Source organism: Saccharopolyspora sp. NPDC002578 (assembly GCF_053592695.1).
In genome coordinates, this window is record NZ_JBSFWJ010000014.1 from 86,867 (window position 1) to 113,735 (window position 26,869).

The window sequence follows — 26,869 nt, forward strand, 5'->3', positions numbered from 1 at the left end:
GGCGGGTTCGGTTTCCGAGTGAGCGGACCGTTTGCCCAACCGGATTGGACGGACGGTCCGTTCACTCATCTCCAGATGCCGCGCCGTGCTTCGGGCGCTGCGGGAGCGTTCCGGGTGAACGGACCGTTCGTCCAACGGGATTGGACGGACGGTCCGTTCACTCCGGTGGGGTCAGCGCCGTTGGGGGTGCTGCGGTGCCGGCAGGGTGCGGTGGATCGCCGTGAACAGGGACACCAGGCCGATGGTCAGCAGGATGTGGCCGAGCCCTGAGATGCCGGCGAGCGCGGCGCCGGTCGGCTCGCCGAGCACGGTCATGGTGCCGTTGACCGCCATGCCGCCGACGGTGACCAGCATCCCGGCGTTGTAGGTCCAGAAGAACCAGCCGAACCACCTGCTGCGGGACAGCCCGGCGACCCGCTCGAACAGCAGCACCAGCAGGAACACCAGCGTGCCGAGCACGAGCAGGTGGGTGTGCAGCACCGAGAGCTGCGTGTCACCGACGAATTCCTGCGCTTTGGTCAGCTCGCGGTAGTACACCCCGGCCAGCAGGCCGAGCACCGTGTAGATCACCGCGGCGAAGTAGCTCTTCCTCATGGTCGTGTCCTGTCAGTTCGCCGCGGGGACGCGGACCCGGCCGTCGAAGACCTCGGCGACCTGGTCCACCCCGCTGAGGTGAGTGGTGTCGTGGGTGACCAGCACGGTCGCGGTGGCGCGGCGGTGGGTCAGCGTGGTGATCAGGTCGATCACGGCGGCCCCGCGATCGTGGTCGAGAGCGCTGGTCGGCTCGTCGACGAGCAGCACCGCCGGGTCGTTCATGAGCGCGCGGGCGATGTTGATGCGCTGCCGCTGCCCACCGGAGAGCTGGTGCGGCCTGCGGTCCTTCTTGTCGGACAGGCCCACCGCGTCCAGCAGTTCCACCGCGCGGTCCCGCGCGTCCCGCGCCGAGCGCCCGTCGAGGTGCGCCATGACCTGCAACTGCTCGGCCGCGGTCAGCGACGCGATGAGGTTCGGCTGCTGGAAGATGATGCCGATCTTCTCCCGCCGCACCGCGGTCATCTGCGCCTGGTTCATGCCGGTGACGGTGGTGCCGTCCACGACGACCCGGCCGGAGTCGGGGGTGACGAGCGCGGCGGCGACGGCGAGCAGGCTGGACTTGCCCGAACCGGACGGGCCGATCACGGCCGTCACCGAACCGGCGGGCACGTCCAGGTCGGCGTGGTCCACGGCGGTGAGCCGGGAATCGCCGTCGGGGTAGGTGAGGGTGATGTCGCGCAACTGCAAACTCATGACTGGCTCCTGGCTCGGGTGATCAGCGGGTGGACAGGGCGGTCAGCGGATCGACCGCGGTGATGCGGCGGACCGACAGCGCCGCGCCGAGCGCGCCGAGCACGATCATCACGGCGGCGGGCAGCAGCACGGTGCCGACTTCCAGCACGAACGGGACGGTGCCCACGGCGACCGCGCCGATCGCGGCGGCGATGCCGGTGCCGATGGCGGTGCCGCCGACGAGCAGCACGACGGCTTGTCCGAGGGCGTCGCGCAGCAGGTAGCGGGTGGTGGCGCCGAGGGCCTTGAGCACCGCGATGTCCCCGCTGCGCTGGATGGTCCACACGGTGAAGAAGGCGCCGATGACCAGCGCGGAGATCGCGAACAGGAAGGCCTGCATCAGTTGCAGCGACCCGTTCTCCGAGCTGTACGAGCTGATCGCCGACAGCGCGCCGGACGTGGTGGTGGTGCTGGTGCGCAGCTGCGCGTCGGCCGCCGCGAGGTCGGCGCCGTCGTCGCTGTTGAGCGCGATCACGGTCGCCTTCTGCTCGGTTCCGGGCGAGAGCCGCTGCCAGTCGGCGAGGCTCGTCCACACGACGGGGTTGTGGCTGTAGGAGGCGTCGCCGGACACGGCGGTCACGCGCATGTCCTGCCCGGACACGGTGATGGAGTCCCCGCTGCCGACGTTGAGGTCGTCGGCCGCTCCTTCGGAGAGCACGACCTCGCCGGGGCCGACGTTCCCGCCTTCGGGCACCAGGGCGGAGCCACGCTCGACGCCGAAGGTGGCCAGCGCGGTGCTGTTCGTGCCGGACTGCGCCTTGGCGGTGGCGATGCCCAGCGGGTCCGCGCCGTGCACGCCGGGCACGTCGCGCCACTGGCGCCACTGCTGCTGGTCCACTTCGGACTCGGTGAAGGTCGGCTCCTGGCCTTCCGACGGCGCGGAGAACACCACGTGGTCGGCGGGCAGGTCGGTGATGGCCGAGGTGCTCTCCCGGCCCAGGCCCGCGGTGAGGCCGGACAGCAGTCCGACGAGCAGGGTCATCAGGATGATGACGGTCCCCATCAGGGCGAACCGCCCCTTCGCGAACCGGAGATCTCTGGTGGCGACGAACACGGTCGAGTGCCTTTCTCTCACGTTCCGGCCGGGTTCCTGCCCGGCACGGCATCAACACTCGTCCGGGAAGCGCCTCGGAACATCGCGCCGCGGATCGGCTCCGCGGTGTCGAAAGGTGCGGGCGCGAATCAACCTTTCGATCGATGCACCGCCCTGACCAGGACGTAGCCTGGAAAAACCGTGGACCCCTTGACGCTCACCCGACCGCTGCGCGCGTTGCGCCTGTGCCTGCATCTGCTGATGGCGGGGCTGCTCGTGCTGGCCGCGGTGCACGCCGTGACCAACGAGCTACCGCGTCCCGCAGCGGTGATCGCCGCGGCCACCGTGCTGGCCGCCGTGTACGCGGCGGGCCCGCTGCTGCCTCGGGTGAGCCGGTCGAAGTGGGCCGCGGCGGCGTGGCTCGGCGTGCTCGGCGCGGTGTGGCTGGTGCTGCTGTGGCTCACCCCGGACGGCGTGTGGCTGGCGTTCCCGCTGTTCTTCCTGCAGCTGCACCTGCTGCCGGACCGTTCGGGGCTGCCGGTGGTGCTGGTCACGACGGTGTTCGCGATCGCCGGTTTCGCCTGGCACCAGGGCGGTTTCACCCCGGCGGCGGCCCTCGGTCCCGCACTCGGCGCGGCCGTCGCCGTGGCCGTCGTGCTCGGCTACCAGGCCCTGTACCGGGAGAGCGAGCAGCGCCGCGAGTTGATCGAGGAGCTCACCGCGGCCCGCCACGACCTCGCCGTGGCCGAGCGCTCCGCGGGCGTGCTCGCGGAGCGGGAGCGGCTGGCCAAGGAGATCCACGACACCCTCGCGCAGGGCCTCTCCAGCATCCAGCTGCTGCTGCGCGCCGCCGAGCGCGCCCTGCCCGAGCAGCCCGACCTGGCCGCGGACCACGTGCTGCGGGCGCGCGGGGAGGCGCAGGACAACTTGGCGGAGGCCCGGCGCTTCGTGCACGCCCTGACCCCGCCCGACCTGGAAGGCGGGTCGCTGCCGGCGGCGCTGGAACGGTTGTGCGCCACCACCTCGGCCCACTCGGGGGCCGCGGTCCGGTTCCACCTGGACGGCGAACCGGCCGCGATCCCCACCCCGTTCGAGGTGGCGCTGCTGCGGATCGCGCAGTCCGCGCTGGCCAACACCGTCCGGCACGCGCGAGCGGCGGCGGCGGAGATGACGCTGACCTACATGGACACCCGGGTCGCGCTCGACCTGGTCGACGACGGCATCGGGTTCGACCCGGCGGCGGAGTCCGGCGCCGGGCGCATCGACGGCGGCTTCGGCCTGGCCGCGATGCGGGCGCGGGCCCGCGCGCTCGGTGGCACGTTGAGCGTGGAGTCCTCGCCGGGGCAGGGCACCGCGCTCGCGGTGAGCTTCCCGCGCAGGCCCGTGACGGAAGGGGACGCGTGATGAGCGGGATCATCCGGTTGCTGCTCGCCGACGACCACCCGGTGGTGCGCACCGGCCTGCGCGCCGTGCTCGACACCGAACCGGACTTCGAGGTCGTCGCCGAGGCCGTCAGCGCCGAACGCGCCGTCGAACTCGCCGGCACCGAACAGGTCGACGTGGTGCTGATGGACCTCCAGTTCGGCGCGGGCATGCACGGCTCGGACGCGACGGCCGCGATCACCGCGCTGCCGGACGCGCCCCGCGTGCTGGTGCTGACCACCTACGACACCGACGCCGACATCCTCGCCGCCGTCGAAGCGGGCGCCACCGGATACCTGCTCAAGGACGCGCCCCCGGAGGAGTTGGCGGCGGCCGTGCGCACCGCCGCCGCGGGCCAGTCCGCGCTGGCGCCGACCATCGCGCACCGCTTGATGGATCGGATGCGCACGCCCGGCACCGCGCTGAGCCGCCGCGAAACGGAAGTGCTGGAGCTCGTCGCGGACGGCCTGTCGAACCAGCGGATCAGCAAGCAGCTGTTCCTCAGCCAGGCCACGGTGAAGTCCCACCTGGTGCACATCTACGGCAAGCTCGGCGTGGACTCCCGCACCGCGGCGGTGGCCGTGGCCGTCGACCGCGGCCTCATCCGCCGGTAGCGCGCCGCCCGCGTCACGAGGTGGGCGCGATGACGGTCAGCAGCACGACGGCGTCGCTGACCGCGGCGAGGCCGTGCCGCTCGCGTGGCAGCGTGAGGTGATCACCTTCCGCCGCCGCGAGGGAATCGGACTCGGTGGTGAGCCGGACCGAACCCTGCAGCACCTGCAACGTGGCTTCGCCGGGGCTTTCGTGGTCGGCGAGCGCGCTGCCCGCGGTGAGCGCGAGCAGCACCTGCCGCAACGCGTGCTCCGATCCACCGTGGACGGTGCTGGTGGCCCGTCCGGCGCGGGACCGCCGGGCGGCCGAGAGCCGTTCGGCGGCGAGTTCGGTGAGCGAGGTCGTGGCCAACGGTTTCTCCTTCAGGACGTGAGCAGCAGGACGCCGCCGGTCAGCAGCGCGACCAGCTTGCCGAACTCCAGGGCGACGTAGGCGAGGTGGGCGGGCGAGCGCGGCGGCTCCTGCCCGGCGAGCACGGCGCGCGTGCGCCGGCCCAGCACGGGCCGCACAAGCAGCAGCTGCGCCGCCAGCGCCGCCACGGCGACTCCCGACGCGATCCCGGCGGCGACCGGCGGCGTCCGCGCGGCGAAGCCGCTCAGCAGGACCAGCGCGAACACGAGCTCGACGGCGTTGAGCGCGCGGAACACCAACCGCCCGATGCCCAGTCCGATCGGCACCGTCACGCCGGGCGCGCGGAACTTCAGCGGGGCCTCCACGAACGAGATCGCGAGCACCATGCCGATCCAGGTGAAGGTCACGGCCACCGCGACCGCCCACGCGGTCAACCCCGCTCCTCGGGGGCGAGGTGCGCCACGCACAGGTCGGGTTCCACGAACGCGTCGAGCCGGTCGACGGTCACGGGGGCGCCCATCGCCGCGGTGACGCCCTGAATGAGCCCGAGGTGCACTTGGCACACGACCTGCCGATGCTGCTCGGCGAGTTCGAGGAAGGGGCAGTGCCGCAGCCCGATCTCCGCACCCTCCGCGCGCGGCTCCGGCCGGAACCCGAGTTCGTCGAGCAACCCGGTCAGGTGCTCGACGGCGTCCCGTCGGCTGGGGCGGGGGGTGTCACCGGCCAGCCGTGCGCCCCAGCGCCGCCCGGCCTCACCCGCGCTGCGCACCGGATCGGGGGCCTGCGCGACCTCGTCGACGAGGATGCCCGCGAGCAGCCGGTACTCGCGCGGCCCGGCCGGGTCCATGCCCGGTTTGGCCCGGAACAGCAGCGGCGGCCTGCCCGGGCCGGAGCGCCGCGCGTCGACGCGTTCGACCTGCCCGGCGCCGACCAGGGCGTCCAAGTGGAACCGGACCGTGTTCGGGTGCACCTGGAGCCGCCGCGCGAGCGCGGTGATGTCCCACGTCGCGCGGGATTCCCGCAGCAGCGCCAGCACTTCCCGCCGCCGCCCGGACGGTGCCGGGGTCGAGTTCCCGCCCATGACGATCTCCTCGCGTGGTGGCCGTGAGCGCGCGCCGGGGAGGCGCCCTGGCTTCGCCGTCGATCCTGGCCGTAGAGTTTATACAATCGATCGTTGTGGAAACAGGTCCAGGAGGCCTCATGCCCGAGCAGGAGCTCGACGTCCGCGAGCTGCCGAAGCCGCAGAAGCACCCCGCGATCTTCGGCGCCTTCACCGCGCTCGCCCCGGGTGAGGCGTTCGTCCTGATCAACGACCACGACCCGAGGCCCCTGCGCGGCGAGTTCGACGCGGACTTCCCCGGCGGCTTCAGCTGGGAGTACGTCGCCGAAGGGCCGCGGGAGTGGCGCGTGCGCATCGGCAGGCTGCACTCGACGCCGCTGCCCCGGATCCTCTGCGACACCGGCGAACTGGGCGGTGACCCCGACGCGGCGGGTGCGGTGTGGGCGCTGCCGGTCCGCGAGCGCGACCTGGACTCCAACGTCATCCAGCTGCCCGCGGGCGAGAAGATCGACGCGCACGCCGGGCCCGACCTGGACGTGCTGATCCACGTGCTGCACGGAACGGGAACGCTGCGCACCGAAGGCGGCGACGTCGACCTCGCCCCCGGAGCGCTGCTCTGGCTGCCGAAGCGCTCCCGCCGCGAGTTCCTCGCCGGGGAGTCCGGGCTCCGCTACCTGACGGTCCACCAGCGCCGCAAAGCCCTCACCATCGAAGGCCTCACCCACTCCGACCGCTGATCCGGACGCGCGGTCCGCGGGCGAGCCCAGAAGTGGTCGCCTGTCCCGGATCGGCGGTGAACGAGTGAGCGCCGTTCGACGGTGCGGAGGCGGAACGAGACGACGCCGAGCGTCGACATCGGTGAGGCCGGCGGGACTCGAACCCGCACTGGCTAGGACCTAAACCTAGTGCCTCTGCCAATTGGGCTACGGCCCCCAGTGCGGACCAGCCTAACGGGTGGTGATGTCCGTTGTGTCCCCGGCCGGGTGGTTCGGTGCGCGATGCGTGCCTCGACTCAGGGAATGGTCGGTGGGTCCCGGCGGAGCGTGTGATCTACGGTGTCACCAGCCAGGTGAACATGGAGGAGGACGGCGTGGCTCGTGATCCGGACGCCATTCAGCGCGACATCGAGAAAGCTCGTGACTCGCTGGCCGTGACACTGGACGAGTTGAGCACCAAGGCGGACCCGAAGCGGTTCGTGGAGTCCGGTAAGGCCAGCGTGCAGGACAAGTTGAACGATCCGAGGGTGCGCTACGCGATGATCGGTGTCGGCGCGCTGGTCGCCGTCATCGTGGTGCGCAAGATCTTCCGCTGAGCCGCGCGGCGTGCGTCCGCGGGGTCATGACCCTGCTGGGCGCACGACCGCGGCTTCGCCGCGCCGAGCCGTGCCGCCTCGGGTGACGCGCATGATGGTGCCGAACTCGTTGTCGTAGCGTTCGATCAGCCGGCTCTGCAGTTCCTTCCAGCGCTTCCGGCCACCGGCGTCCCAGCTGGGCACGGCGCAGCGCACGCAGGCCCCCGAGTTCGGGCCGACGATCTCCAGCGTCAAGTCCCCGGTGGCGAGGGTCGTCCCCGGCCCCCAGCCGAGTTCGGCGAACGGCGCCACGTCGAGATCCAGGTGCACGTTCGGCCGGAACCGCAGCAGGTCGACCCGTTCGCCCATGTCCGCGCTCAACGCGTCCACAGTGGCCTGCAAGGTGACGAGCACCGTCGGACCCCGGTCCTGGTTGCCGTCCTCGCTGCGCAGGCTCAGCGGAATGCCCAGCGAATCGGCGAGCGCCCCCGGCAGCTCCGGGTCGTCCCACTTCCACGCCGAGCCGTCCGGCCCGTGCAGCGCAGGTTCCCCCGCCGGATCGCTGACGTCCGCCCCGTAGGCCCCCGACCAGTGCAGCAGCGCCGGGTTCTGCCGCACGGTGAGCACCGACCCGGCGCGCTTCGCCCGCTCGTCGACGAGCACGTGCGCGCGATCCCCCGCCATCCCGCGATCGTCGAAGCGGGCGGCGGGAACCGACTCGCCGCGCAGCGACTTCACCGGCCACCGGTACAGCTCGGCGATGGTTCCTCGCAGCACGGCGACCTCCGCTCGTTCCGGTCACGATCCGTGTTCAGGGTATCGCGCTACGCGAGCGATTTTCCGCCTCCGAAGAGGTTGCGGTTCAGCCGTCGCGGCGCAGCAGCGGCAGCAGCGCGTCCTGCAGCAGCCGGTCCACGAACCGGTCGTCCAGCGGTTCGCCGGTGAGCATCAACCGGTGCAGCAGGGCTGCCCCGGCGAGCTCGACCACGGTGTCCATCGGTGCCTGCGGGCTGATCTCACCGCGCTCCACGCCGCGTTCCACGATGCGGCGCAGCACGTTGCGCTGCGGCAGCAGGAAGGACTCGCGGAAGGCGTCGGCCAGTTCGCGCTCGTGCGGGAGCTCGCCGACCAGCGCCTGCGCCGCCTTGCCCGCCGGGCCCGTGAGGAACGCGGCGAACGCGCGCAGGAACTCGCCGAGATCGGCGGGCACGCTGCCCAGGTCCGGCTCCGGGATGTTGCGCTGCACCAGCTCGTTGCAGGTGTCGATGACCAGGTCGAGCTTCGATTCCCAACGCCGGTAGATCGTGGCCTTGCCCGCGCGGGCGCGGGCGGCCACCGCGTCCATGGTCAGGGCGCGGTAGCCGACGTCGGCGAGCACTTCCATCGCTGCGGTGCGCAGGGCGGTGTCCCGTGTGGCGTCCCGTGGCCGGCCACGTCCGGGGGACCGGCTGGTCCCGTCGGGCAAGCTGCTGGTCGGTGCGTTCACGGCGACCATCCTAGAGAGAGGGTGCGGGCTGCGTGGTTCTCGCCGAACTTGTCGGGTTTTCCTCCGTTCCCGGGCGCGGTGTTCCGCCCCGGTGGCGGGGTCATCTGGCGGCGTGCGCGCTGGCGGTGTCGGCGGCGGCAGCGGCCTGCCGGGTCGCTTCGTCGGACAGGCCGTGCCGGGCCTGCAGGTACGCGGTGCTGAACGCGAATCCGTCCCCGTTGAGCAGGTGGATCACGACCCGGCCGCTCGGGTTCGGCGCCAAGTGCTCGATGAGCTGATCCGCCTGATCCCTGGCGGCGATGAGGCCCGGTGCGCGGGCGGTGCGGGTGTTCTGCCCGGTCGAAACGGTCACCGACCAGTCATCGCCGTCCGGCACGTAGTTGGCGGTGATGTGTCCCATTGCCATGTTGCCTCCCCGTCGGCGCTGTTGCGTCCCGGTGACGCGTGCACCGCCCGGGTTGGCGCGCCTGCCTGGCCGGCGTCGCAGCCGCGGACGGTGTCGCTCGGCGCCACCTCACGCGTGACAGACGACTCTACGGGTTAGCCGCTGTCGAGGTCTGCGGGACGGTCGATATCGAAACCTTCCGAGACGCCGTCGCACCTCACCAGGGTGACGGCATGATCACGAAGGTAACGGCGCGCACCCGCATCTCCGACCGCGTCCGCCGCGGCCCCTCGCCAGTGCGCACGGCCCAATAACACCGGGTGACTGCGGCGTTGCTCGAGCGAGGCGGCGGCGAGCGCGTCGGGAGCGGCGTGCGCGGCGACCCGGCGCACCGCTTCCGCGGTCACACCGGGCATGTCCACGGGCAGCACCAGCGCCGCGGCGACGTCCTCCGGTTCGGCTGCGAGAGCGGCGAGACCGGCTCGGAACGAGGAACCCATCCCGCTGTTCCAGTCCGGATTGGACACCACCGCGACGTCGCGGAGCTCGGCCCGCGCCCGCACTTCGGCCTCCGCCGCGCCGAGCACGACGAGCACCGGCGCGCAGCCACCCTCGGTGAGCACGCGCGCCGCCCGGTCCACCAGCAGAGTGCCCCGGTAGTCCACGAGCGCCTTCGGCTTCCCGAACCGCCGCCCCGCACCCGCCGCCAGCACCACCCCCGCAACCCGCACCCCCCGACCCTACCCACCCGCACCCCAGGCGAAGCCGATGAAGTGAACGGACCGTTCGCCCAATCCCCTTGGACGAACGGTCCGTTCACTCGCCCCGGTTTCCCCGGTGGCAGCGGCGACTGGATCGGGGTGAGCGGACCGTCTGACCAATCCCCTTGGACGAACGGTCCGTTCACTCGCCCCGGTTTCCCCGGTGGCAGCGGCGACTGGATCGGGGTGAGCGGACCGTCTGACCAATCCCGTTGGACGGACGGGCCGTTCACTTCGATCCGGCGGTGGCGGGGTGGGGGTTCGTGGTGGGGTGAGCGGATCGTTCGTCCAATCCGGTTGGACGGACGGGCCGTTCACTCCGGGGAGCGGGTCAGGCGAAGAGGGCTTCGATGCCGGTGATGCCGAAGTACAGGGCGAACACCGCGGCCAGCGCGATCAGCAGTGCACCGAGCTCGCGCGCCTTCCCTTGGCAGACCCGGATCGCGCAGTAGGCGATGAGCCCGGCGCCGATGCCGTTGGTGATCGAGTACGTGAACGGGATGACCGCGACGGTGAGGAACACCGGCAGCACGTAGCTCTGGTCCTGCCACGGGATGTGCCTGCACTGCGCCATCATCATCCCGCCCACGAGCACCAGTGCCGGAGCGGCGGCCTGCGCGGGCACCACCGCGGCGAGCGGGGTGAACAGGGTGGTGGCGGCGAACAGGACGCCGGTGACGACGCTGGCGAATCCGGTGCGCGCGCCTTCGCCGACGCCGGCCGCGGATTCGAGGAACACGGTGTTCGGCGAGCTCCCGCTGAGCCCGCCCGCGACGGCCCCGATGCCGTCGACGACGAGGATGCGCCCCATGCCGGGCACGTCGGTGCCGTCGCCGTCGGGGGAGCTGAGCCCGGCTTCGCGGCTGACGCTGGTGATGGTGCCCATGGCGTCGAAGAACCCGGACAGGATGAGGGTGAACAGGAACGCCGCGCACGCCACGGCTCCGGCGGTGCCGAACCCGCCGAACAGGTCGACGTGCCCGATCAGGCTGAGGTCCGGCGCGGAGACGAGGCTGTCGGGCAGTTCCGGGGTGACCACGCCCCACTGCTGCGCGGGCAGCGGCCACAGCGCCTGCACGGCGAGCGACAGCGCGGTGCCGGTCGCGATGCTGATCAGGATCGCGCCGGGCACCTGCCGGGTGACCAGCACGATCATCAGGAGCACCGTGACGCAGAACAGCGCGACCGGCCATCCGGACAGGTGCCCGCCGGTGCCGAGCTGCACGGGCACGGTGGTGTCGGCCGCGTCGGGTTTGCGGGTGACGAAGCCGGCGCTGACGAGTCCGACGAGGGCGATGTAGAGCCCGATGCCCACGGTCAGCGCGACCTTCAGGGGTTCGGGGATGGCGCGGATGATGCGTTGCCGCACTCCGCTGGCCGCGAGCACCACGATCGCGAGCCCTTCGAGAACGACGAGCCCGAACGCCTGCGCCCAGGTCATGGCGGGGGCGATGGTGAACGCCACGACGGGGATCACGCCGAGTCCGGCGGCCATCGCCAGCGGAGCGTTGCCGACGACGCCCATCAGGACCGTCATCACTCCGGCCGATAGCGCGGTCGCGGTGGTGAGCTGGGTGGTGGTGAGCGTGGCGCCGGTGCTGTCGGCGGCGGCGCCGAGGATCAGCGGGTTGAGCAGCACGATGTAGGACATCGCGACGAACGTGGTGACGCCGCCGCGGATCTCCCGGCTCAGCGTGGAGCCGCGGGCGGTGATGCGGAAGTAGCGGTCGAGCAGGTGCGGCCGGTCGAGTGCGGTGGGCTGCTTGCCGGACATGGGGCCTCCGGGCGCGCGAGGTCGCGGGCACTCGCGAGCTGTGAGTGCGCCGGGTGCGCGGGTGGGATTCAGGCAGGGGAGGTCGGCACCCGATTCGGGTGCGGCGTTCGGGTTCGGATCGGGGCCGACGTGTCGTCGGGCCGACGGGCTTCGGCTCGGGTAGGCGGCGAAGCCCGGATCACCGGCCGTTCTTGCGAGAACGGCGAGAAAAGGCTGCTGCGGTGAGAAGTCCCGGTATCGCCGGGAAATTCAGGTGGGGCTCAGTAGTCGACGCGGTCGGGCTTGGCGAGCCACCGGTCGAACGGCGCGGTGCGCTCGGTGAGTTCGACCTGCCGCACGGCGGTCGGCCAGGGCTGGTCGGGGTTGCGGAACAGGTCGTGGAACGCGCGGTCGTCGAACCCGCCGCGCGCGGCGTCCTCCCGGTCGGCGGCGTAGACGACGCGGTCCACCCGCGACCACAACGCGGCGCCGAGGCACATCGGGCACGGTTCGCAGGAGCTGACCAGCACGCAGCCGGTGAGGTCGAAGGTGCCGAGCTCCGTGCAGGCGCGGCGGATGGCGGACACCTCGGCGTGCGCGGTGGGGTCCAGGTCGGAGGTGACGAGGTTGGTGCCGGTGGCGATGAGCCGGTCGTCGCGCAGCACGAGGGCGCCGAAGGGGCCGCCGCCGTCGTCGACGCTGCCGGTGGCCAGGTCGACCGCCGTCGCGACCCAGCGGGCCTCGGTCGCGGCGACGCCGGGGGAGTCGGTTTCGGTGGGCACGTGGAATCTCCAGCCGTGTCGGGGAATCAGCGGGCATCGCCGATTCCGGGGTGCTCCGGGAGCGGGCCGCCGGACGGGATCGCCGTCCGGGGACGGCCGGGCTCAGATGATGTGGTGCGGTGCTACCGGCACGTGGGTGAGCGGTTTGCCGGTGGCGGCGCGGATCGCGGCGACCACGGCGGGAGTGGTGGAGATCGTCGGCGGCTCGCCGACGCCGCGCACGCCGTAGGGCGCGTTCGGGTCGCCGCGCTCGATGATGTCGATCTCCATCGGTGGCATGTCGAGGATGGTGGGGATGAGGTAGTCGGTGAACGACGCGTTGCGCATCTCGCCGCCGGAGACCTGGATCTCCTCCATCACGGCGAGGCCGAGCCCTTGGGCGCTGCCGCCTTGGATCTGGCCGATGACGGCGTCCGGGTTCACGGCTTTGCCCACGTCCTGCACGCAGTCCAGCCGGACCACCTTGACCAGGCCGAGTTCGGTGTCGACGTCGACGATGGCGCGGTGCGCGGAGAACGCGTGCTGCACCTGGACCATGTCGCTGGCCCCGTTCTCGTCCATCGGGAACGTCTGCCGGTGGTGGTATTCCCTGGTCAGCTCGATGGGGCCGTCGCCGAGGATCTCGGTGAGGTCGGCGAGCACGCCCGCGGTCGCGGACATGATCTTGCCGCCTTGCAGCGTCAGCGCGGCCGGTGCGACTCCGTGCAGTTCCGCGGCCCGGTGCAGCACCGCGTCCCGCACGGCGGCGCAAGCCGTCTGCACCGCTCCACCGGTGACGTAGGTCTGCCGGGACGCGGAGCTGGATCCGGCGGCACCGACGGACGTGTCGTTGGGGTGGATGGTGACGCGTTCGACGCCGAGCTCGGTGCGGGCGATCTGCTGCTGCACCGTGACGAGGCCCTGCCCGACTTCGGCGGCCGCGGTGTGCACCTCGGCGACCGGTTCACCGCCGATGAGTTCGAGCCGCACCCGCGCCGTGGAGTAGTCGTCGGCACCTTCGGAGTAGCAGATGTTCTTGATCGTCACGCCGTAGCCGACGCCGCGCACCACGCCCTCGCCGTGCGTCGTGTTGGAGGCACCGCCGGGCAGGTCGCGGATGTCGCTGCTCTCCCGCCGCGGCGGCAGCGGGATCGCCTTGAGCCGCTGCAGCAGTTCGGCCACCGGCGCCGGGAAGTCCAGCGACTGCCCGGTCGGGATCTCGTCGCCCTGCGCCACGGCGTTGCGGATCCGCAGGTCCGCCGGGTCCGCGCCGAGCGCGGCGGCGAGCTTGTCCATCTGCGACTCGTAGGCGAAGGTCGGCTGCACCGCGCCTAGCCCGCGCATCGCCCCGCACGGCGGGTTGTTCGTGTACAGGCCCCAGGATTCGAGGTCGACGTTCGGCACCCGGTACGGGCCGACGCCGAGCGTGGACGCGTTGCCCACCACGACCGGGGTCTTCGACGCGTAGGCGCCGCCGTCGAAGTACTGCCGCGCCTTCACGTACACGAGCTCGCCGTCACGCGTCGCGCCGTGCTCGTAGTACATCTTCGCCGGATGCCGGTGCACGTGGCCGTAGAAGGACTCCTCCCGGCCGTAGACCATCTTCACCGGCCTCCCGGTGCGCAGCGCCAGCAGGCACACGTGCACCTGGATGGACAGGTCCTCCCGGCCGCCGAACGCGCCGCCGACCCCGGACAGCGTCATCCGCACCTTCTCCGGCGGCAGCCCCAGCGCGGCCGCGGTCTGCCTGAGGTCGGAATGCAGGTCCTGCGTCGCCAGGTACAGGTCGACGCCGCCGTCCTCCGCGGGCAGTGCGAGACCCGATTCGGGGCCGAGGAACGCCTGGTCCTGCATGCCCACGGTGTAGACGCCGGAGACCACGACGTCGGCCGCGGCCTCCGGGTCGCCCTTGCGGATCACCTGGTGGCGCACCACGTTGCCGTCCGGGTGCAGCTTCGGCAGCGTCTCGTCGTGCGCGGCGAGCTCCGCGTTGGTGATGGGGGAGAGCACCTCGTAGCCCACTTCGACGCGCTCCAGCGCCCGGCGGGCCGTCTCGGGGTGGTCGGCGGCGATCAGCGCGACCGCCTCACCCCGGTAGCGCACCACGTCCTCGGCCAGCACCGGCTGGTCCTGCGCCTTGAGGCCGTAGCGGTTGGCGCCGGGCACGTCGGCGGCGGTGAGCACCGCGTGCACGCCGGGCAGCCGCAGCGCCGCGGCCACGTCGATCGACGTGATCCGCGCGTGCGGGTGCGGGCTGCGCAGCGTCGCGCCCCACAGCATGTCCTCCGCCCACAGGTCGGAGGAGTAGGCGAATTCGCCGCGGACCTTCAACGTGCCGTCCGGGCGCAGCGGGGATTCCCCGATGCCGCCCGCGATGCCGGTGTCGAGGTCCTGCGGAGTGCGCGTCGGGCCGCTCATCGGGCCACCTCCCCGTGGAGTCGTTCGAATCGTGCGCGGATACCGGTGCTCGCGGCGCGCAGATCGCGCGCCAAGTCCACTTCGGACACCGAGGTCAGCAGGTCGTCCTGGACGACGCCGCGCCCACCGCACAGCAGCAGCCGCAGCGGCGGCAGCGGGCCCAGCACGAGCGCCGCGACCGGGTCGTCGATCCCCGCGTGCCCGAGCCCGTCGAGCCGCCACACCGCGAGGTCGGCGAGCTTGCCGGGCCGCAGCGAGCCGATCTCGTCCTGCCTGCCCAGGCAGCGCGCGCCGCCGAGGGTGGCGGCGAACAGCGCCTCCCGCACCGACAGCGCCTCCGGGCCGTACCGGGCGCGGGCCGTGAGCAACGCCTGGCGCATCTCCTCGCCGAGCCCGCCCGCCTCGTTCGAGGCGACACCGTCCACTCCGAGACCCACCGGCACGCCCGCGTCCAGCAGCGCGCGCACCGGCGCGACGCCCGCGCCCAACCGCCCGTTGGAACTGGGGCAGTGCGCGGAACCGGTGCCCGTCTCGGCGAGCCGCGCGATCGCCGACTCCGCCAGGTGCACGGTGTGCGCGAGCCACACGTCCGGCCCCAGCCAGCCCAGCTCGTCGGCGTGCTCCACCGGCGTGCGGCCGAACTCGGCGAGGCACTGCCGCTGCTCGTCGGCGGTCTCCGCGAGGTGGGTGTGCAGCCGCACCCCGCGAGCCCGCGCCAGCTCCGCGCTCTCCCGCATCAGCCGCTCGCTGACGCTGAACGGCGAACACGGGCCGACCGCGACCCGCACCGCCGAACCGGGGGACGGGTCGTGGAACCGGCTGATCGCCGCATCGGTCCCGGCCAGCGCCGCGTCCACGTCCTCCACCAGGGAATCCGGCGGCAGCCCGCCGCGGGAGCGGCCCCGGTCCATCGAGCCGCGCACCGCGTGCAGCCGCAGCCCGATGCTCCCGGCGGCCGCGACGACGGCGCCGAACACGTCGCCCCCGTCGCGGGGGAAGACGTAGTGGTGGTCGGCGACCGTGGTCGCCCCGGACAACGCCAGCCTGGCCAGCCCGGCAGCGGCCGCCGCGTGCGTGCCGTCCTGGGCCAGCCCCGCCCACACCGGGTAGAGCCGCGTCAGCCAGTCGAACAACGGCGAATCGGGCGCGTAGCCGCGCGTCGCCCACTGGTACAGGTGGTGATGGGTGTTGACCAGGCCCGGAGTGATCAGGCAGCCGCTCACGTCGATCCGCTCGCCGCGCGACGGATCGGCCCGGCCGGGAGCGACCTCGACGATCCGGTCGCCTTCGACGACGACGTGGCCTTCGGCGTGCTCCGCGCCGTCGACGGTGGCGATCGCGGCACCGTCGAGCACGAACCGGGTGGGCTCAGGCATGACCGGACTTCCGCCGGGCGGCCAGCCGCACCGCGTCCATGATCTTCTCGTAGCCGGTGCAGCGGCACAGGTTGCCCGCCAGCGCCTCCCGGATCTCCACGTCGGAGGGCTCGGCCTGCTTGTCCAGCAGGTCCGTCGCCTGCACCAGCAGCCCCGGCGTGCAGAAACCGCACTGCACGGCGCCCGCGTCGAGGAACGCCTGCTGCACGTCGCTGAGCCGGTCCCCGTCGGCGAGGCCCTCCACGGTGCCCACCTCGCGGCCCTCCACCTGGCCCGCCGCGACCAGGCACGCGCACACCGCGACACCGTCCAAGGTGACCGTGCACGAACCGCATTCGCCCTGTTCGCAGGCGTTCTTCGAGCCCGGCAGCCCGAGCCGCTCCCGCAGCACGTAGAGCAGGCTCTCGCCTTCCCACACGTTGTCGGCCTGCTGCGCCCGGCCGTTGACGGTGAAGTTCACGCGCATTGCCGCCTCCTGGTGCGGTGGTCGTCCCACACGCGGTGCACCGTGCGCCGGGCCAGCACGCCCAGCGCGTGCCGCCGGTAGTCGGCGGTGCCGCGCACGTCGTCGATGGGCCTCGCCGCTGCCGCGACGAGTTCGCCGAACCGGTTCGCGGCCAGCTCCGGCAGCGCGCGGGGGCGCTCCCACTGACCGGTGCCGATGAGTTCGGCGGTGAGGAAGTCCTCGGCGGCCGTCGCCCGGAACGGGGTGGGCGCCGCCGAACCCACACCGGTGCCGACGCGGCGCTGCTCCGGGTGCAACGCGATCGCGAACGTGCACACCGCGATCACCATCGCGTTGCGGGTGCCGACCTTCGCGAACTGCTGCGGCCCCGACGCCGGCGCGAGGTGCACCGCCGCGATCAGCTCGTCGGCCGCGAGCGCGCTGCGCTTCACACCGGTGAAGAACTCGGTGATCGGCAGCAACCGCGTTCCGCGCACGGACGCCACCTCGACCAGCGCGTCCGAAGCCAGCAACGCCGGATGCCCGTCCCCGGCAGGGGAGGCCGAACCGAGGTTGCCGCCGAGCGTGCCCCGGTTGCGGATCTGCGGTGAGCCCACCGTCCGGGCCGCCATCGCGAGACCCGGCAGCCGGTCGCCCAGTTCGTCGATCAGCCGCGCGTAGGGCAGGCCCGCGCCGATGCGCACCGTCCCGTCGGCCTCGGACCAGCCCTGGTGCTCGGTGACGTTCGTGAGGTCAAGCAGGGCTTCCGGGCGGCGGTGCCCGAAGTTGACCTCCACGAGCACGTCGGTGCCGCCGGCCAGCACGGTCGCCTCCGGGCGGGCCGCCCTGATCTCCAGGGCCTCGCGCCACGAGGTCGGACGCAGGAAGTCCACGGCGCCTTCTCTCTGTCGGGGTTCGTCTCGACCGAGTCGCCGAGCGCCACATCACTCGCGGCACCCGCCGGCGGGTCGTCGCTCCAGTACACAACCGGTGAACGGTCGTTGACCAGCGGTGGAAAACCCGAAATGCCGGACGGGTGACCCCACCCCGTTCGTACGTTCCTACGAACGCCCACCCGAAGATCACCCCGCCGTGAACGCACCCCGACCTGAGTGAACGGCCCGTCCGTCCAACAACCCCGCCCGCACGTCCGCGGCTCCACGGAGGCGGGCCGCGAGCGCCCGGTTTCGAGTGAACGGCCCGTCCGTCCAACGGGATTGGTCAAACGGTCCGCTCACCCGAAACCCCGCCGCGTCCGGTTCCGAGTGAACGGACCGTTCGTCCAGCGGGGTTGGACGAACGGTCCGTTCACCCGGACACGCCCCGCCACCCGAGCGGCGCGGCGGGAGATGCCGGATGTGGGTGAACGGACCGTTCGTCCAAGGGGATTGGTCGAACGGTCCGTTCACTCGCTCCGCCGCTGCCCGGGGCTCCCGGTGGGCGTCGCGGGGGTGCAGAGTGAGCGGCGTGCAGCTGAGCGAACTGGTCGCCGACCCCGGTCTGGGCCTGACGCTGCTCACCGGCCCGGCCGACCGGGAGGTGCGCGGCGTCTACATCACCGACCTCCTCGACCCGCGCCGCTACCTGCGCGGCGGCGAGCTGGTGCTCACCGGCTTGATGTGGCGCACCGGACCGGCGGATTCGGCGGAGTTCGTCGCCGCGCTCGCCGATGCGGGCGTGGCGGCGATCGCGGCGGGCACCGCGTGGCTCGGCAGCACTCCGCCCGATCTCGTCGAGGCCTGCCGGCGGCACGGGATGTCGCTGGTGGAGGTCCCGGTGGCGTTGAGCTTCGGCACCTTGTCGGAGCGCGTCATGGCCGCGCACCGGGCGGCGGGCCGGGAGTGGGTGTCGGCGCTCGCCGCGGGCGCGGACCTGGACGAGGTGCTGGAGCTGGCGGCGGCCGAGCTCGGCACGGGCTGCTGGGTGGTCTCGGGCGCCGGTGCGGTGCTCGCCGGGCCGCCCGGCGCGCCAGCGCACGAGGAGTTCGTGCACGGCTTGCACGAGTCGAGCGCCACGTCCGGGTCGGTCCGCACGTCGCGCGGCGACCACCGGTTCCACGCGGTCGGTGACGGCACCGATCCGCGCGTCGCGCAGTGGTTCGTCGTGGTGCGCGAGTCGGCGGTGCCGCCGGCGGCGCTGGCGGAGCTGGCCACCGTGGTCGCGTTGGTGCGCAGCCGCGTCGACCAGGCCCGCAGCATCGCCGGTCGTTCCGTGGAGTCGGCGCTGCGCAGGCTGCTCGACGGCACGTCGAGCGCGGTGGAGGTGGCGGCCCGCCTGGACACGGTAGGTCTCCCCGCGGGGGAGCCGTTGCGAGTCGTGCAGCTGTCGGTGGTGCGCCCGGAGCGGGGTGCGACGGCGGGTTCGGCCTTGGCCGCCACCGTGCTGCGCGAGCTCGCGGCCACGACGGGCCTTCCGTCGGTGGCCGCGCCGCTGGGGGAGGCCGCGGCGGCCGTGTTCGCCGACGACGAGGGGCAGCTGTCGGCGTTGCCGGACCGGTTCCGCGAGTTCGCCGCGCTCGCCGGGGGCGAGGTCCGGTTGTGCGCCGGGATCAGCGACATCGGCACGGCCGACGGGTTGCGCTCCGCGGTGGAGGAGGCGGGGCACGCCCGGCGGCTCGCCGAGCACGATCCGCGGTCGTCGGTGGTGACGGCGGACGCGCTGGCTTCGCACGAGGTGCTGCTGGCGTCGGTTCCGGAGGAGTTGCGCCGGTCCTACCGGGACAAGCTGCTGGGCCCGCTCATCGGCTACGACGAGGCGCACGCCACGGATCTGCTGCGCACCTTGCGCGTGTTCCTGGAATGTTCCGGTTCGTGGTCGCGCTGCGCGGCGCGATTGCACCTGCACGTGAACACGTTGCGCTACCGGATCGGCCGGATCGAACAGATCACCGGACGAGAACTGGGAAATCTCTCCGCGCGGGTGGATTTCCACCTCGCACTGCAACTCATCGACGACCGGCCGTCGTAACCGCCCCCCGCCGTCGTGGGAGTAGTCACACTCGACTTCGCAGCCCTGGTGGTTTCACCCGATCGGTTCGTAATCCACTGCGTTGACCGGTACCGTGCTTGGTCGGCACTCGGCCGCCCGCGAGGTGGTCCGACGGTGAACCCCACGCGAGGCCGCGCAGAACACGGAGGTAACGGGATTGACCGATCAGTCCGCCACCACCGGTGTGACGGACCGCCCGAGCGACGGAAACGTCGCCGGAACCGCGGCACGTTCCGCTGAACGCGTCCAGGACTTCCTGGATCGCGCGGTACCCGGCACACCCTGCCTGGTGATGGACCTGACGGCGGTTCGCGAACGCTACGCGCAACTGCGAGCCGCACTGCCGGACGCGCGCATCTGCTACGCGGTCAAGGCCAATCCCATGCCCGAGGTCGTCGCCGCGCTCGCGGAACTCGGTTCCTCGTTCGACGTGGCCAGCCCCGGCGAGATCGACCTCTGCCTGGCCCACGGCGCCGAACCCGGCTCGATCTCCTACGGCAACACCATCAAGAAGCGCGCCGACATCGCCCGAGCCCACGAGCAGGGCGTGCGGCTGTTCGCCACCGACAGCGACGCCGACCTCACCGCGATCGCCGAAGCCGCGCCCGGCGCGCGGGTCTTCTGCCGCGTCCTGGTGGACAACAAGGGATCCCGCACCCCGTTCGGCCGGAAGTTCGGCTGTCCGCCGGAAACCGCGGTGCACCTGCTGGTCCGCGCGGCCGAGCTCGGCCTGGACCCCTACGGCGTGTCGTTCCACATCGGATCGCAGCAGCACGACGCCACCGCGTGGGAACACGGGCTCCGCGCCGCGAACGAGGTGTTCCGCGGCGCCGCCGAGCACGGCGTGCGGCCGCGCATGGTGAACCTCGGCGGCGGACTTCCCGCGCACTACACCGACTCCGCGCCGCCGCTGCAGGACTACGCCCGCCGCATCGAGCAGGCGCTGGACCGCGAATTCGGCGACGAACGCCCGGAACTGCTCGTCGAACCCGGCCGCCGCCTCGTCGGCGACGCGGGAGTGCTGCGCAGCGAAGTCGTGCTCGCCACCCCCGAGACGGGCAGCGACCGCCGTTGGATCTACCTCGACGTGGGCCGCTACAACGGGCTCGCCGAAACCGAGGGCGAAGCGATCACCTACCGGCTGCGCACCTCCCGCGACGGTGACCCGACCGGCCCGGTCGTGCTCGCCGGGCCGACGTGCGACGGCGACGACGTGATCTACCAGCACACCCGCTACGAGCTGCCGTTGACGCTGGGCGCGGGCGACACCGTCGATCTGCTCAGCGCCGGTGCCTACACGGCCAGCTACGCCTCGGTCGGCTTCAACGGTTTCCCGCCGCTGCCGACCTACTGCATCGACGGGCACGAGCGATCCTGACCGCTGCGGCGGGCCGGATCTGCCGCAGCGGTCGAGTGCCCAAGCCGGTGCGAACAAGAACGTTCTCAGCGAAATCTGCGAAATGTTGGGAGGTCGATAGATGTCGATTGATGCCGGAACCCTGCAACCCGTCGGTCTGTTCACCGGGCAGCACGTGCTCGCCGAGCTCGACGGCGTGGACGCGGAGCTGCTCGACGACGAGCAGTTCCTGCGGGACACCTTGCACAGCGCGTTGAGCCGCTCGCAGGCCACGGTGTGCCAAGTGATCGCCGAACGGTTCGAGCCGCAAGGCGTCACCGTGCTGGCATTGCTGTCGGAATCCCACGCGTCGCTGCACACTTACCCTGAAGTGGGATCGATTTTCATCGATGTGTTCACCTGCGGGAACACGGCGCAGCCGGAACGCGCGGTCGAGCTGCTGGCGGAGGCCCTGCGGCCCGGTTCGGTGAACACCCGCACGATCCGCCGGGGACTCGACCCCGAACTGGTGTCGTGACCGGCCCGCCGGCTCGCGGACGCGGGCCGGCGGGATTCCCTCCACAATGGACACTCAAGTGCGTTCTTCCGCCCATCCAGGGCGACATTTCGAGGAGGAGCACCGTTGATCGAAATCGACGGGCAGAGCTGGGTCAGCGAGCCCCTGGGCGCCGACATGCGGCGGCTGTGGCGGGTCGACGAGGTGGTGTGGGAAGGCGACACCGCCTACCAGCACGTGCTCATCGGCCGCACCTCGCAGGGCGTCTCCCTGTTCTGCGACGACGACCGGCAGAGCACCGAGTTCTCCCAGCTGGTCTACCACGAGGCCATGCTGGTCCCCGGATTCCTGCTGGCCGCGAACCTGGACCGGGTGCTCATCATCGGTTCCAGCGAAGGCGTCGCCAGCCAGCTGGCGGTGGCCGCCGGGGCGACCCGGGTCGACCACGTGGACATCGACGAGGAATGCGTCCGGATCTGCGCCGAACACCTGCCCTACGGCTACACCAGCGCGGAACTGCCCGAGCTGGAACGCGGTGACGGCCCGATCACCCTGCACTACGCCGACGGCATCGGCTTCCTCGACCAGGCCCCGCCGGAAGGCTACGACCTGGTCGTCGTGGACCTGCCCGACGAGCGCGCCGACGACGCCGACGGCCAGCACAACCGGCTCTACGGCCTGGAGTTCCTGCAGCGCTGCCAGACGGTCCTCGCGCCCGGCGGCGTGGTCGCGTTCCAAGCAGGCTGCCCCACGGTGTGGCGCAACGAGACGCTGATCCGCTCCTACAACCGGTTCCGCTCGGTGTTCGAGTCGGTCACCTACTTCGGTTCCGACGAGCACGAGTGGGCGTTCCTGTTCGGCCGCGCCGAACCGGTCGACGACCCGACGAACCTCATGCTGGAGAACCTGCCCAACAGCGAGTACCAGCCGCGCACCATCGACGACGCCAGCCTCATCGGCTGCACGGTGCCGCCGTTCTCGGTGCGCAACCAGGACTGACCCGCACGGTGCCGGAAAGCCCGCCGGATCACGCGATCCGGCGGGCTTTCCGCTGTCCGCAGCTCAGAGGAACTGCAGGTACGGGTGCAGGCCGGGAGCACCGTCGCGCTTGCCGAACCACTGGTCGAACGAGAGCCCCCGGTCCCGCAGACCCGTCTCCAGCTCGGACAGCAGCGGCTCGGCGGAGTTCTCGTCGAGCCGGATGTCGACCTCGTAGAGCTCCTCGTGGGAGGTGTCGGTGAACGCGGCGGCGGTGAACTTCGCGAAGATCGGCGTGCTCTGCGCCCACTCCAGCAGCCCCGCGGCCTCCAGCAGCACCTGCGCCTCGTGCATCATCAGCCGCAGCGCCAACGCCTCGGCGACGCACCGGGGCGGCGTCCACACCTGCTCCGAGAGCCGCGTCGCCACCGCCGCCGACGCCAGCAGGAACGCGCGGGCGAACGCCGAGTCGTAGCGGTCGTCGTAGCAGGGCGGCAGCTCCTCCAGCACCAGCAGCCCCTGCGCCTCGTCCACCGTGGCGTTGTTGATCGACAGCGACAGCTCGTCGTAGAAGATCTCGTCGGTCACCACCCACACCGCGTGGATCAGCGCCCCCGCCGCCAGTCGTGCCGCTGAGTCGCTCGCGCCGTCGGCGGCGAACGCGTCCGCGCCGAACGCGCGCAGCCGCGGCGCGCACTCCAGCAGCGTCTCCCGCCAGTGCTCGGTCTCCAGCGCGGGCTCCCCCGCGGAGGACTCCAACGCCTCCTCCACGGCCGCTTCCAGCGCGCTGGAGTCGTCGGGGGTGCGCACGTCCGCCGCGGCCAGGCTCAAGTTGAACTCGTCCTCGGTGATGCGCACCTTCGAATCCGCCACCGACCAGCCGCTGAGCAGCTCGATCTCGCCGAGCAGCTCGTCGAGCACGGTCGCCGCCGCCCATTCCGCGGACACCAGGGACGGCGCGTCCAGCACGAGCACCACGGTGGCGCGGTCCGCGCTCGGCGAGATCCGGTAGTCCAGCACGTCGATGTCGGCCTGATCCGGGCCGGTGACCCCTTCCACGAGCGCGAGCCTGCGATCCAGCAGCGCCACCACGCCCTGCTGCTGCAGCTCGTCGAGCCCCTGCGCCGTCACCGGCGGTTCGAGTTCCGCCGTCACCACGTATTCCACCGCTGCTCGCCCTCTCCTTCCCTGGATGCACGGCATGTTACGTGCCGCCCGCCGCGGTGAGCCGCCTGTGTCGCCGCGGCTCATCGGGGATCATGGGCCGGGTGACGACGACGGTGGCGGTGTTCGGCAGTTGCAATATGGATCTGGTGGCCTATACCGGAATCGCACCTCGGCGCGGGGAAACCGTGCTGGGACGCGAATTCCGGACGGCACCGGGAGGAAAAGGGGCGAATCAGGCGGTCGCCGCGGCCCGTGCGGGTGCGCCCACGCGGTTCATCGGCGCGGTCGGCGATGATGAACTGGGGGAGCGGCTCCGGGCGGCATTGACCGAATACGGTGTGAATACCGACGGGTTGCGCACGGTGACCGGAAACAGCGGCACCGCGCATATCGTCGTCGACGACGACGGCGGAAACGCGATCGTCGTGGTGCCGGGAGCCAATGCGAGCGTGGATTCGCTCGCCCCGGGGGACGCGGAACTCATCGCGGGTTGCGGGGCGCTGTTGTTGCAGCTGGAGATCCCGTTCACCGGGGTCGAATCGGCCGCGGTGGCAGCCGGGGAAGCGGGCGTTCCGGTGATTCTCACGCCGGCCCCGGCGGCGGAACTGCCGGCGGCGTTGCTCTCGAACGTGGACATGCTGGTGCCCAACGAACACGAGGCCGCGGTACTCACGGGTTCCGCTGATGCGCGCGAAGCGTTGCGGGAATTGCTGAATCTGGTGCCGGAGGTCGTCATCACGCTCGGTGCCGCCGGATCGCTCTACGGGAATCGGGCGGGCGAGATCGTGGAGGTGCCCGCGCATCCGGTGCGGGCGGTGGACACGACGGCGGCGGGCGACACGTTCGTCGGAGTTCTCGCGGCCACGCGCGCGGCGGGCGGCGAGATCAGGCAGGCACTGGAACGGGCCTCGGCCGCGTCGGCGCTGGCGGTGGGACGCCACGGCGCCATGGCGGCGATGCCGACCGATCAGGAGATCAGCGAGTTCCGCGCCGCCGAACGGTGAGTGCTGCGGATGGCGGAACGGGAATGTCGCGAGGCGTCGATGCGATCAGGCCGGAAAATGTCCGGTCTCGCGTGGACGACGCCGCGCGACATCCCGATCGACTCACTTGGCCTTGTCGTAGGCGTCCACGATCTCCGAGGGAATGCGTCCCCGATCCGACACCTGCATGCCCTGCTCCCGGGCCCATTCCCGAATGGCCTGGTTGCGTTCGCGGTCGGCCGCCGTGGGCGCGGCCGCGGCCTTGCTGGCCTTGCCTGCGGCGCGCTTGCGGCCACCCGTCCGGCGTGCGCTGGAGACGTACGACGCCAGCGAGTCCCGCAGTTTGGCGGCGTTGTCCGAGGACAGGTCGATGGTGTAGTCGACCCCGTCGAGGCTGAACTCGACCGTCGACTCTGCTTCCGACCCGTCGACGTCGTCGACGAGCTGCACGGTGACCTTCTGCGCCACTGGAAAACCCTCGATTCCGGTTCGTTATTGCTGGCCTTCGTGCAAGAGCGTACGAAGAACGGTCAGAACAATAAACCGTTGTTGCGAAAATGTGCCACCCTGGGTCTGGTGAGCACTGCTACCGGGGTCCGATCGATGTGGAGTCGGTCGTTGTGTGGCACATTACTTTCTCGATTTCGCTGTCGATCGGCTACGGTGGGTCGCGGGTGGTTCCCCCGGTGACCCGGCATCGTGGGTCGACGGTGCCCCCGCACGGCGGTTCTCAACCGCCGGTGGTGCTGTTCTATCGTTGACGCGAGACAACAGCGATGCCGCGTGCTACAACGTGGGTCAGGGTCGCAGGAGTCTCGCCTGCAAGGTGTCGCGGATCGAGACGGGGCACGTTCCCGAGACAGGTGATCATGGCCGAGCGGATTCAGGTCGAACTCGTCGACGACATAGACGGGTCGCCAGCCCAGCAGACCGTCACTTTTGCGCTGGACGGTGTGACCTACGAAATCGACTTGAGTGAACGGCACGCGCAGCGCCTGCGCGGAGTCTTCGCTCGTTACATCGAGCGTGCGCGCGCTCCGGAGCGGGAGCAGACGGCCGCCGCCGCCAAGCGCCAGGAACGGGACGAACGGGATGCCCGGCAGGCGAACCGGCAGCTGACCGAGCAGATTCGCGGCGCCGCGCAACGGAGCAAGGATCGGGTCAGCAAGCAGCAGGATCCGGAACCCGCGGCCGAATCGGCTCCCGAAGAGCCCGCCACGCCGCTCGAACACCCCGTGCTCGAGCCGCCGATCTCCGAGCAACGTTCCGAATCGCTGGAAGATCGCCACGACGCCGCTGTTCCTTCGGTGTCGTTGCCGCAATTCTCGTCCGCCGTGGACTGATCCCGTCGCGGCGGTCCCGGCGGCCCACTGGTCCCGGTACCGCGCGAGCGGAAGAAGTCGTCCCGGGCGAGAGGCGGCGGCGATCCGGCCGCCGAGCGGTCCGGATGGGAAGGACGTCTCCACCGGGCCGGCGCCGAACGCAAAAGAACCGCATCGTGGTCATCCGCGATGCGGTTCTTCATGTTCCGGGTCGGATCGATGCCGAGTCCGGGCCTCGTCGGCCGCTGACGCCTCCCCCGCGCGCGGAACGAGTCGGGACTTCAGTCCGCCGCGCGGTGCCTGCGTCCTTTCGCGCGGCCACCCGAGTCGCCTTGTTGCACGGCCACGGGTTCGGCTGCCGATGACTCCGCGGTCTCGGTCAGCGCCGCGGCGAACTCGGGTGGGGCGCTCAGTCCCCAGTTGTTCGCCTCCGGGTCGATCAGCTTCTGCTGCAACTCGGTGTAGATCGGTGTCGAGTCCACTGTTTACCCCCTGCCTCCTTGTCGGCGAGCAGGCTACCGGCGGCCGGGCCTCCGGGCCCGCGGAACGCACGGTGATCACTCGAAGGAGGTCGTCCTCCGACCGCCGATCGACGGGACGCGCACAAGCCGCCATCCGAGTGACGGGTGGTGACCTGGGGTTTCCGAGTTAAAGGGGGGTGGTGTTCGGGGCCTTTCACGGGCCATGTAGATTTCTTTCTGCCAGCACGGAACGGGCCGAAAACGAATCGGACCGGGTGCGGCGGGGGTCTGACTGAGCTTCCAGGTAGTACTGGTAGTGTGGGTGGCTCAAGTGAAAAACTCTAAATGCAAGTCGGTTTTTTCTGGCTGGGTCGGTGTGGTTGGCCGTGAGGTTGACCCCCTGAATCAGTTGGAAATCGGGCCTGCTAGGGTTTGGAAACAACAAACTCTAAACGGGTCGGGTTTCTCGACGTTCCGGGGTGCGGGTGACCGCGAGGTTGACCCCCCTGAAACAGCGGAAAAACGGGCCTGCTAGAGTTTGGAACATCGCAAGAACGAAAGACGGAAATGACTCCCCGGAGTTCGCGGCCCTGAGGTTGGGGGTTGTGGGTGATGGTGTGGGTGTGTTCTTTGAGAA

The 26,869-nt window shown here is 71.3% G+C and carries 29 protein-coding genes and 1 tRNA gene; 10 read left to right on the plus strand and 20 right to left on the minus strand.

The genetic code is table 11. The features are described 5' to 3' along the window. Nucleotides 1-171: 171 nt before the first annotated feature. Genes ACWD38_RS09865 through ACWD38_RS09875 form a run of 3 tightly spaced genes read right to left on the minus strand, consistent with a single transcriptional unit; the run spans nucleotide 172 to nucleotide 2,380 of the window. Nucleotides 172-594 (minus strand): DUF2871 domain-containing protein, encoded by a 423-nt coding sequence (locus ACWD38_RS09865; protein ID WP_450123861.1) that lies wholly within the window; start codon nucleotides 592-594, stop codon nucleotides 172-174. A 12-nt stretch (nucleotides 595-606) separates the two neighbouring features. Continuing rightward, complete coding sequence (locus ACWD38_RS09870) at nucleotides 607-1,287, minus strand: ABC transporter ATP-binding protein (RefSeq protein WP_450123862.1); 681 nt, start codon at nucleotides 1,285-1,287, stop codon at nucleotides 607-609. Between the two features lie 22 nt (nucleotides 1,288-1,309). Next, a complete protein-coding gene (locus tag ACWD38_RS09875) occupies nucleotides 1,310-2,380 on the minus strand; it encodes an ABC transporter permease (RefSeq protein ID WP_450123868.1) in 1,071 nt (356 codons plus the stop codon). A 180-nt stretch (nucleotides 2,381-2,560) separates the two neighbouring features. Here ACWD38_RS09875 and ACWD38_RS09880 point away from each other — a divergent pair, with 180 nt between their 5' ends. Next, entirely contained in the window at nucleotides 2,561-3,763 is a 1,203-nt protein-coding gene (locus tag ACWD38_RS09880) for a sensor histidine kinase (protein ID WP_343071203.1), read from the plus strand. Beyond that, nucleotides 3,763-4,395, plus strand: coding sequence for a response regulator (locus ACWD38_RS09885; RefSeq protein WP_450123863.1), 633 nt, complete (start codon nucleotides 3,763-3,765; stop codon nucleotides 4,393-4,395). The genes ACWD38_RS09880 and ACWD38_RS09885 overlap by 1 nt, the downstream gene beginning before the upstream one ends. Nucleotides 4,396-4,408: 13 nt before the next feature. Here ACWD38_RS09885 and ACWD38_RS09890 read toward each other — a convergent pair whose 3' ends face one another. The 3 genes from ACWD38_RS09890 to ACWD38_RS09900 are packed head-to-tail and all read right to left on the minus strand — an operon-like array spanning nucleotide 4,409 to nucleotide 5,825. Further along, a complete protein-coding gene (locus ACWD38_RS09890) occupies nucleotides 4,409-4,744 on the minus strand; it encodes a cupin domain-containing protein (RefSeq protein ID WP_184477331.1) in 336 nt (111 codons plus the stop codon). 11 nt (nucleotides 4,745-4,755) lie between these two features. Beyond that, complete coding sequence (locus ACWD38_RS09895) at nucleotides 4,756-5,130, minus strand: hypothetical protein (protein ID WP_184484750.1); 375 nt, start codon at nucleotides 5,128-5,130, stop codon at nucleotides 4,756-4,758. Nucleotides 5,131-5,174: 44 nt separating this feature from the next. Then, nucleotides 5,175-5,825 (minus strand): helix-turn-helix transcriptional regulator, encoded by a 651-nt coding sequence (locus ACWD38_RS09900; protein WP_450123864.1) that lies wholly within the window; start codon nucleotides 5,823-5,825, stop codon nucleotides 5,175-5,177. A gap of 119 nt (nucleotides 5,826-5,944) precedes the next feature. Between ACWD38_RS09900 and ACWD38_RS09905 the strand changes: the two genes are divergently transcribed. After that, nucleotides 5,945-6,541, plus strand: a complete 597-nt coding sequence (locus ACWD38_RS09905; protein WP_184477335.1) for a DUF2249 domain-containing protein — start codon at nucleotides 5,945-5,947, stop codon at nucleotides 6,539-6,541. 122 nt (nucleotides 6,542-6,663) lie between these two features. Here ACWD38_RS09905 and ACWD38_RS09910 read toward each other — a convergent pair. Beyond that, nucleotides 6,664-6,737 (minus strand) — tRNA-Leu (locus ACWD38_RS09910). A gap of 157 nt (nucleotides 6,738-6,894) precedes the next feature. Here ACWD38_RS09910 and ACWD38_RS09915 point away from each other — a divergent pair. Then, the gene (locus ACWD38_RS09915; RefSeq protein ID WP_184484752.1) at nucleotides 6,895-7,116 is read left to right on the plus strand and encodes a DUF3618 domain-containing protein; all 222 of its coding nucleotides are present in this window, start codon (nucleotides 6,895-6,897) and stop codon (nucleotides 7,114-7,116) included. A gap of 24 nt (nucleotides 7,117-7,140) precedes the next feature. On the opposite strand, the gene ACWD38_RS09920 is transcribed toward ACWD38_RS09915, so the two are convergent. The 10 genes from ACWD38_RS09920 to ACWD38_RS09965 all read right to left on the minus strand — a co-directional run bounded on the left by ACWD38_RS09920 (nucleotide 7,141) and on the right by ACWD38_RS09965 (nucleotide 17,373). Next, complete coding sequence (locus ACWD38_RS09920; RefSeq protein WP_450123865.1) at nucleotides 7,141-7,872, minus strand: MOSC domain-containing protein; 732 nt, start codon at nucleotides 7,870-7,872, stop codon at nucleotides 7,141-7,143. Between the two features lie 85 nt (nucleotides 7,873-7,957). After that, complete coding sequence (locus ACWD38_RS09925) at nucleotides 7,958-8,581, minus strand: TetR/AcrR family transcriptional regulator (protein ID WP_343071204.1); 624 nt, start codon at nucleotides 8,579-8,581, stop codon at nucleotides 7,958-7,960. 100 nt (nucleotides 8,582-8,681) lie between these two features. Further along, on the minus strand, nucleotides 8,682-8,987 hold the full coding sequence (locus tag ACWD38_RS09930; RefSeq protein ID WP_184477341.1) for a hypothetical protein: 306 nt from the start codon (nucleotides 8,985-8,987) through the stop codon (nucleotides 8,682-8,684). A 134-nt stretch (nucleotides 8,988-9,121) separates the two neighbouring features. After that, nucleotides 9,122-9,697 carry a nucleotidyltransferase family protein gene (locus ACWD38_RS09935; protein ID WP_343071205.1) on the minus strand — a complete coding sequence of 192 codons (576 nt, stop codon included), beginning with the start codon at nucleotides 9,695-9,697 and terminating at the stop codon, nucleotides 9,122-9,124. Between the two features lie 361 nt (nucleotides 9,698-10,058). Next, a complete protein-coding gene (locus ACWD38_RS09940; protein ID WP_184477343.1) occupies nucleotides 10,059-11,501 on the minus strand; it encodes an NCS2 family permease in 1,443 nt (480 codons plus the stop codon). A 260-nt stretch (nucleotides 11,502-11,761) separates the two neighbouring features. After that, a complete protein-coding gene (locus ACWD38_RS09945) occupies nucleotides 11,762-12,262 on the minus strand; it encodes a deaminase (protein ID WP_184477346.1) in 501 nt (166 codons plus the stop codon). A 102-nt stretch (nucleotides 12,263-12,364) separates the two neighbouring features. Then, on the minus strand, nucleotides 12,365-14,659 hold the full coding sequence (pucD, locus tag ACWD38_RS09950; protein WP_184477348.1) for a xanthine dehydrogenase subunit D: 2,295 nt from the start codon (nucleotides 14,657-14,659) through the stop codon (nucleotides 12,365-12,367). After that, a complete protein-coding gene (locus ACWD38_RS09955; RefSeq protein WP_450123866.1) occupies nucleotides 14,656-16,035 on the minus strand; it encodes an 8-oxoguanine deaminase in 1,380 nt (459 codons plus the stop codon). The genes pucD and ACWD38_RS09955 overlap by 4 nt, the downstream gene beginning before the upstream one ends. Beyond that, nucleotides 16,028-16,501 carry a (2Fe-2S)-binding protein gene (locus tag ACWD38_RS09960; protein WP_184477352.1) on the minus strand — a complete coding sequence of 158 codons (474 nt, stop codon included), beginning with the start codon at nucleotides 16,499-16,501 and terminating at the stop codon, nucleotides 16,028-16,030. The genes ACWD38_RS09955 and ACWD38_RS09960 overlap by 8 nt, the downstream gene beginning before the upstream one ends. After that, nucleotides 16,492-17,373 carry an FAD binding domain-containing protein gene (locus tag ACWD38_RS09965; RefSeq protein WP_184477354.1) on the minus strand — a complete coding sequence of 294 codons (882 nt, stop codon included), beginning with the start codon at nucleotides 17,371-17,373 and terminating at the stop codon, nucleotides 16,492-16,494. The genes ACWD38_RS09960 and ACWD38_RS09965 overlap by 10 nt, the downstream gene beginning before the upstream one ends. 565 nt (nucleotides 17,374-17,938) lie before the next feature. Here ACWD38_RS09965 and ACWD38_RS09970 point away from each other — a divergent pair. The 4 genes from ACWD38_RS09970 (at nucleotide 17,939) to ACWD38_RS09985 (ending at nucleotide 22,320) form a co-directional block, all read left to right on the plus strand. Further along, on the plus strand, nucleotides 17,939-19,447 hold the full coding sequence (locus ACWD38_RS09970; RefSeq protein WP_450123867.1) for a PucR family transcriptional regulator: 1,509 nt from the start codon (nucleotides 17,939-17,941) through the stop codon (nucleotides 19,445-19,447). 178 nt (nucleotides 19,448-19,625) lie between these two features. Next, nucleotides 19,626-20,846: a type III PLP-dependent enzyme gene (locus ACWD38_RS09975; protein ID WP_184477356.1), complete on the plus strand. Its 1,221-nt coding sequence runs from the start codon at nucleotides 19,626-19,628 to the stop codon at nucleotides 20,844-20,846. Nucleotides 20,847-20,946: 100 nt separating this feature from the next. Next, nucleotides 20,947-21,342 (plus strand): adenosylmethionine decarboxylase, encoded by a 396-nt coding sequence (gene speD / locus ACWD38_RS09980; protein WP_184477358.1) that lies wholly within the window; start codon nucleotides 20,947-20,949, stop codon nucleotides 21,340-21,342. Nucleotides 21,343-21,447: 105 nt separating this feature from the next. Continuing rightward, nucleotides 21,448-22,320 (plus strand): spermidine synthase, encoded by an 873-nt coding sequence (locus ACWD38_RS09985; protein WP_184477360.1) that lies wholly within the window; start codon nucleotides 21,448-21,450, stop codon nucleotides 22,318-22,320. A 63-nt stretch (nucleotides 22,321-22,383) separates the two neighbouring features. Here the strand turns inward: ACWD38_RS09985 and ACWD38_RS09990 are convergent, their stop codons facing one another. Further along, nucleotides 22,384-23,466 (minus strand): hypothetical protein, encoded by a 1,083-nt coding sequence (locus tag ACWD38_RS09990; RefSeq protein ID WP_184477362.1) that lies wholly within the window; start codon nucleotides 23,464-23,466, stop codon nucleotides 22,384-22,386. 101 nt (nucleotides 23,467-23,567) lie between these two features. On the opposite strand from ACWD38_RS09990, the gene ACWD38_RS09995 reads away from it, so the two are divergent. Continuing rightward, nucleotides 23,568-24,470, plus strand: coding sequence for a ribokinase (locus ACWD38_RS09995; RefSeq protein ID WP_343071207.1), 903 nt, complete (start codon nucleotides 23,568-23,570; stop codon nucleotides 24,468-24,470). 102 nt (nucleotides 24,471-24,572) lie between these two features. Here ACWD38_RS09995 and ACWD38_RS10000 read toward each other — a convergent pair whose 3' ends face one another. Then, nucleotides 24,573-24,917 carry a histone-like nucleoid-structuring protein Lsr2 gene (locus ACWD38_RS10000; protein WP_184477366.1) on the minus strand — a complete coding sequence of 115 codons (345 nt, stop codon included), beginning with the start codon at nucleotides 24,915-24,917 and terminating at the stop codon, nucleotides 24,573-24,575. Nucleotides 24,918-25,318: 401 nt separating this feature from the next. Between ACWD38_RS10000 and ACWD38_RS10005 the strand changes: the two genes are divergently transcribed. Beyond that, nucleotides 25,319-25,792, plus strand: a complete 474-nt coding sequence (locus ACWD38_RS10005) for a histone-like nucleoid-structuring protein Lsr2 (protein ID WP_184477368.1) — start codon at nucleotides 25,319-25,321, stop codon at nucleotides 25,790-25,792. Nucleotides 25,793-26,052: 260 nt separating this feature from the next. On the opposite strand, the gene ACWD38_RS10010 is transcribed toward ACWD38_RS10005, so the two are convergent. Then, complete coding sequence (locus ACWD38_RS10010; protein ID WP_184477370.1) at nucleotides 26,053-26,253, minus strand: hypothetical protein; 201 nt, start codon at nucleotides 26,251-26,253, stop codon at nucleotides 26,053-26,055. Nucleotides 26,254-26,869: the final 616 nt, after the last annotated feature.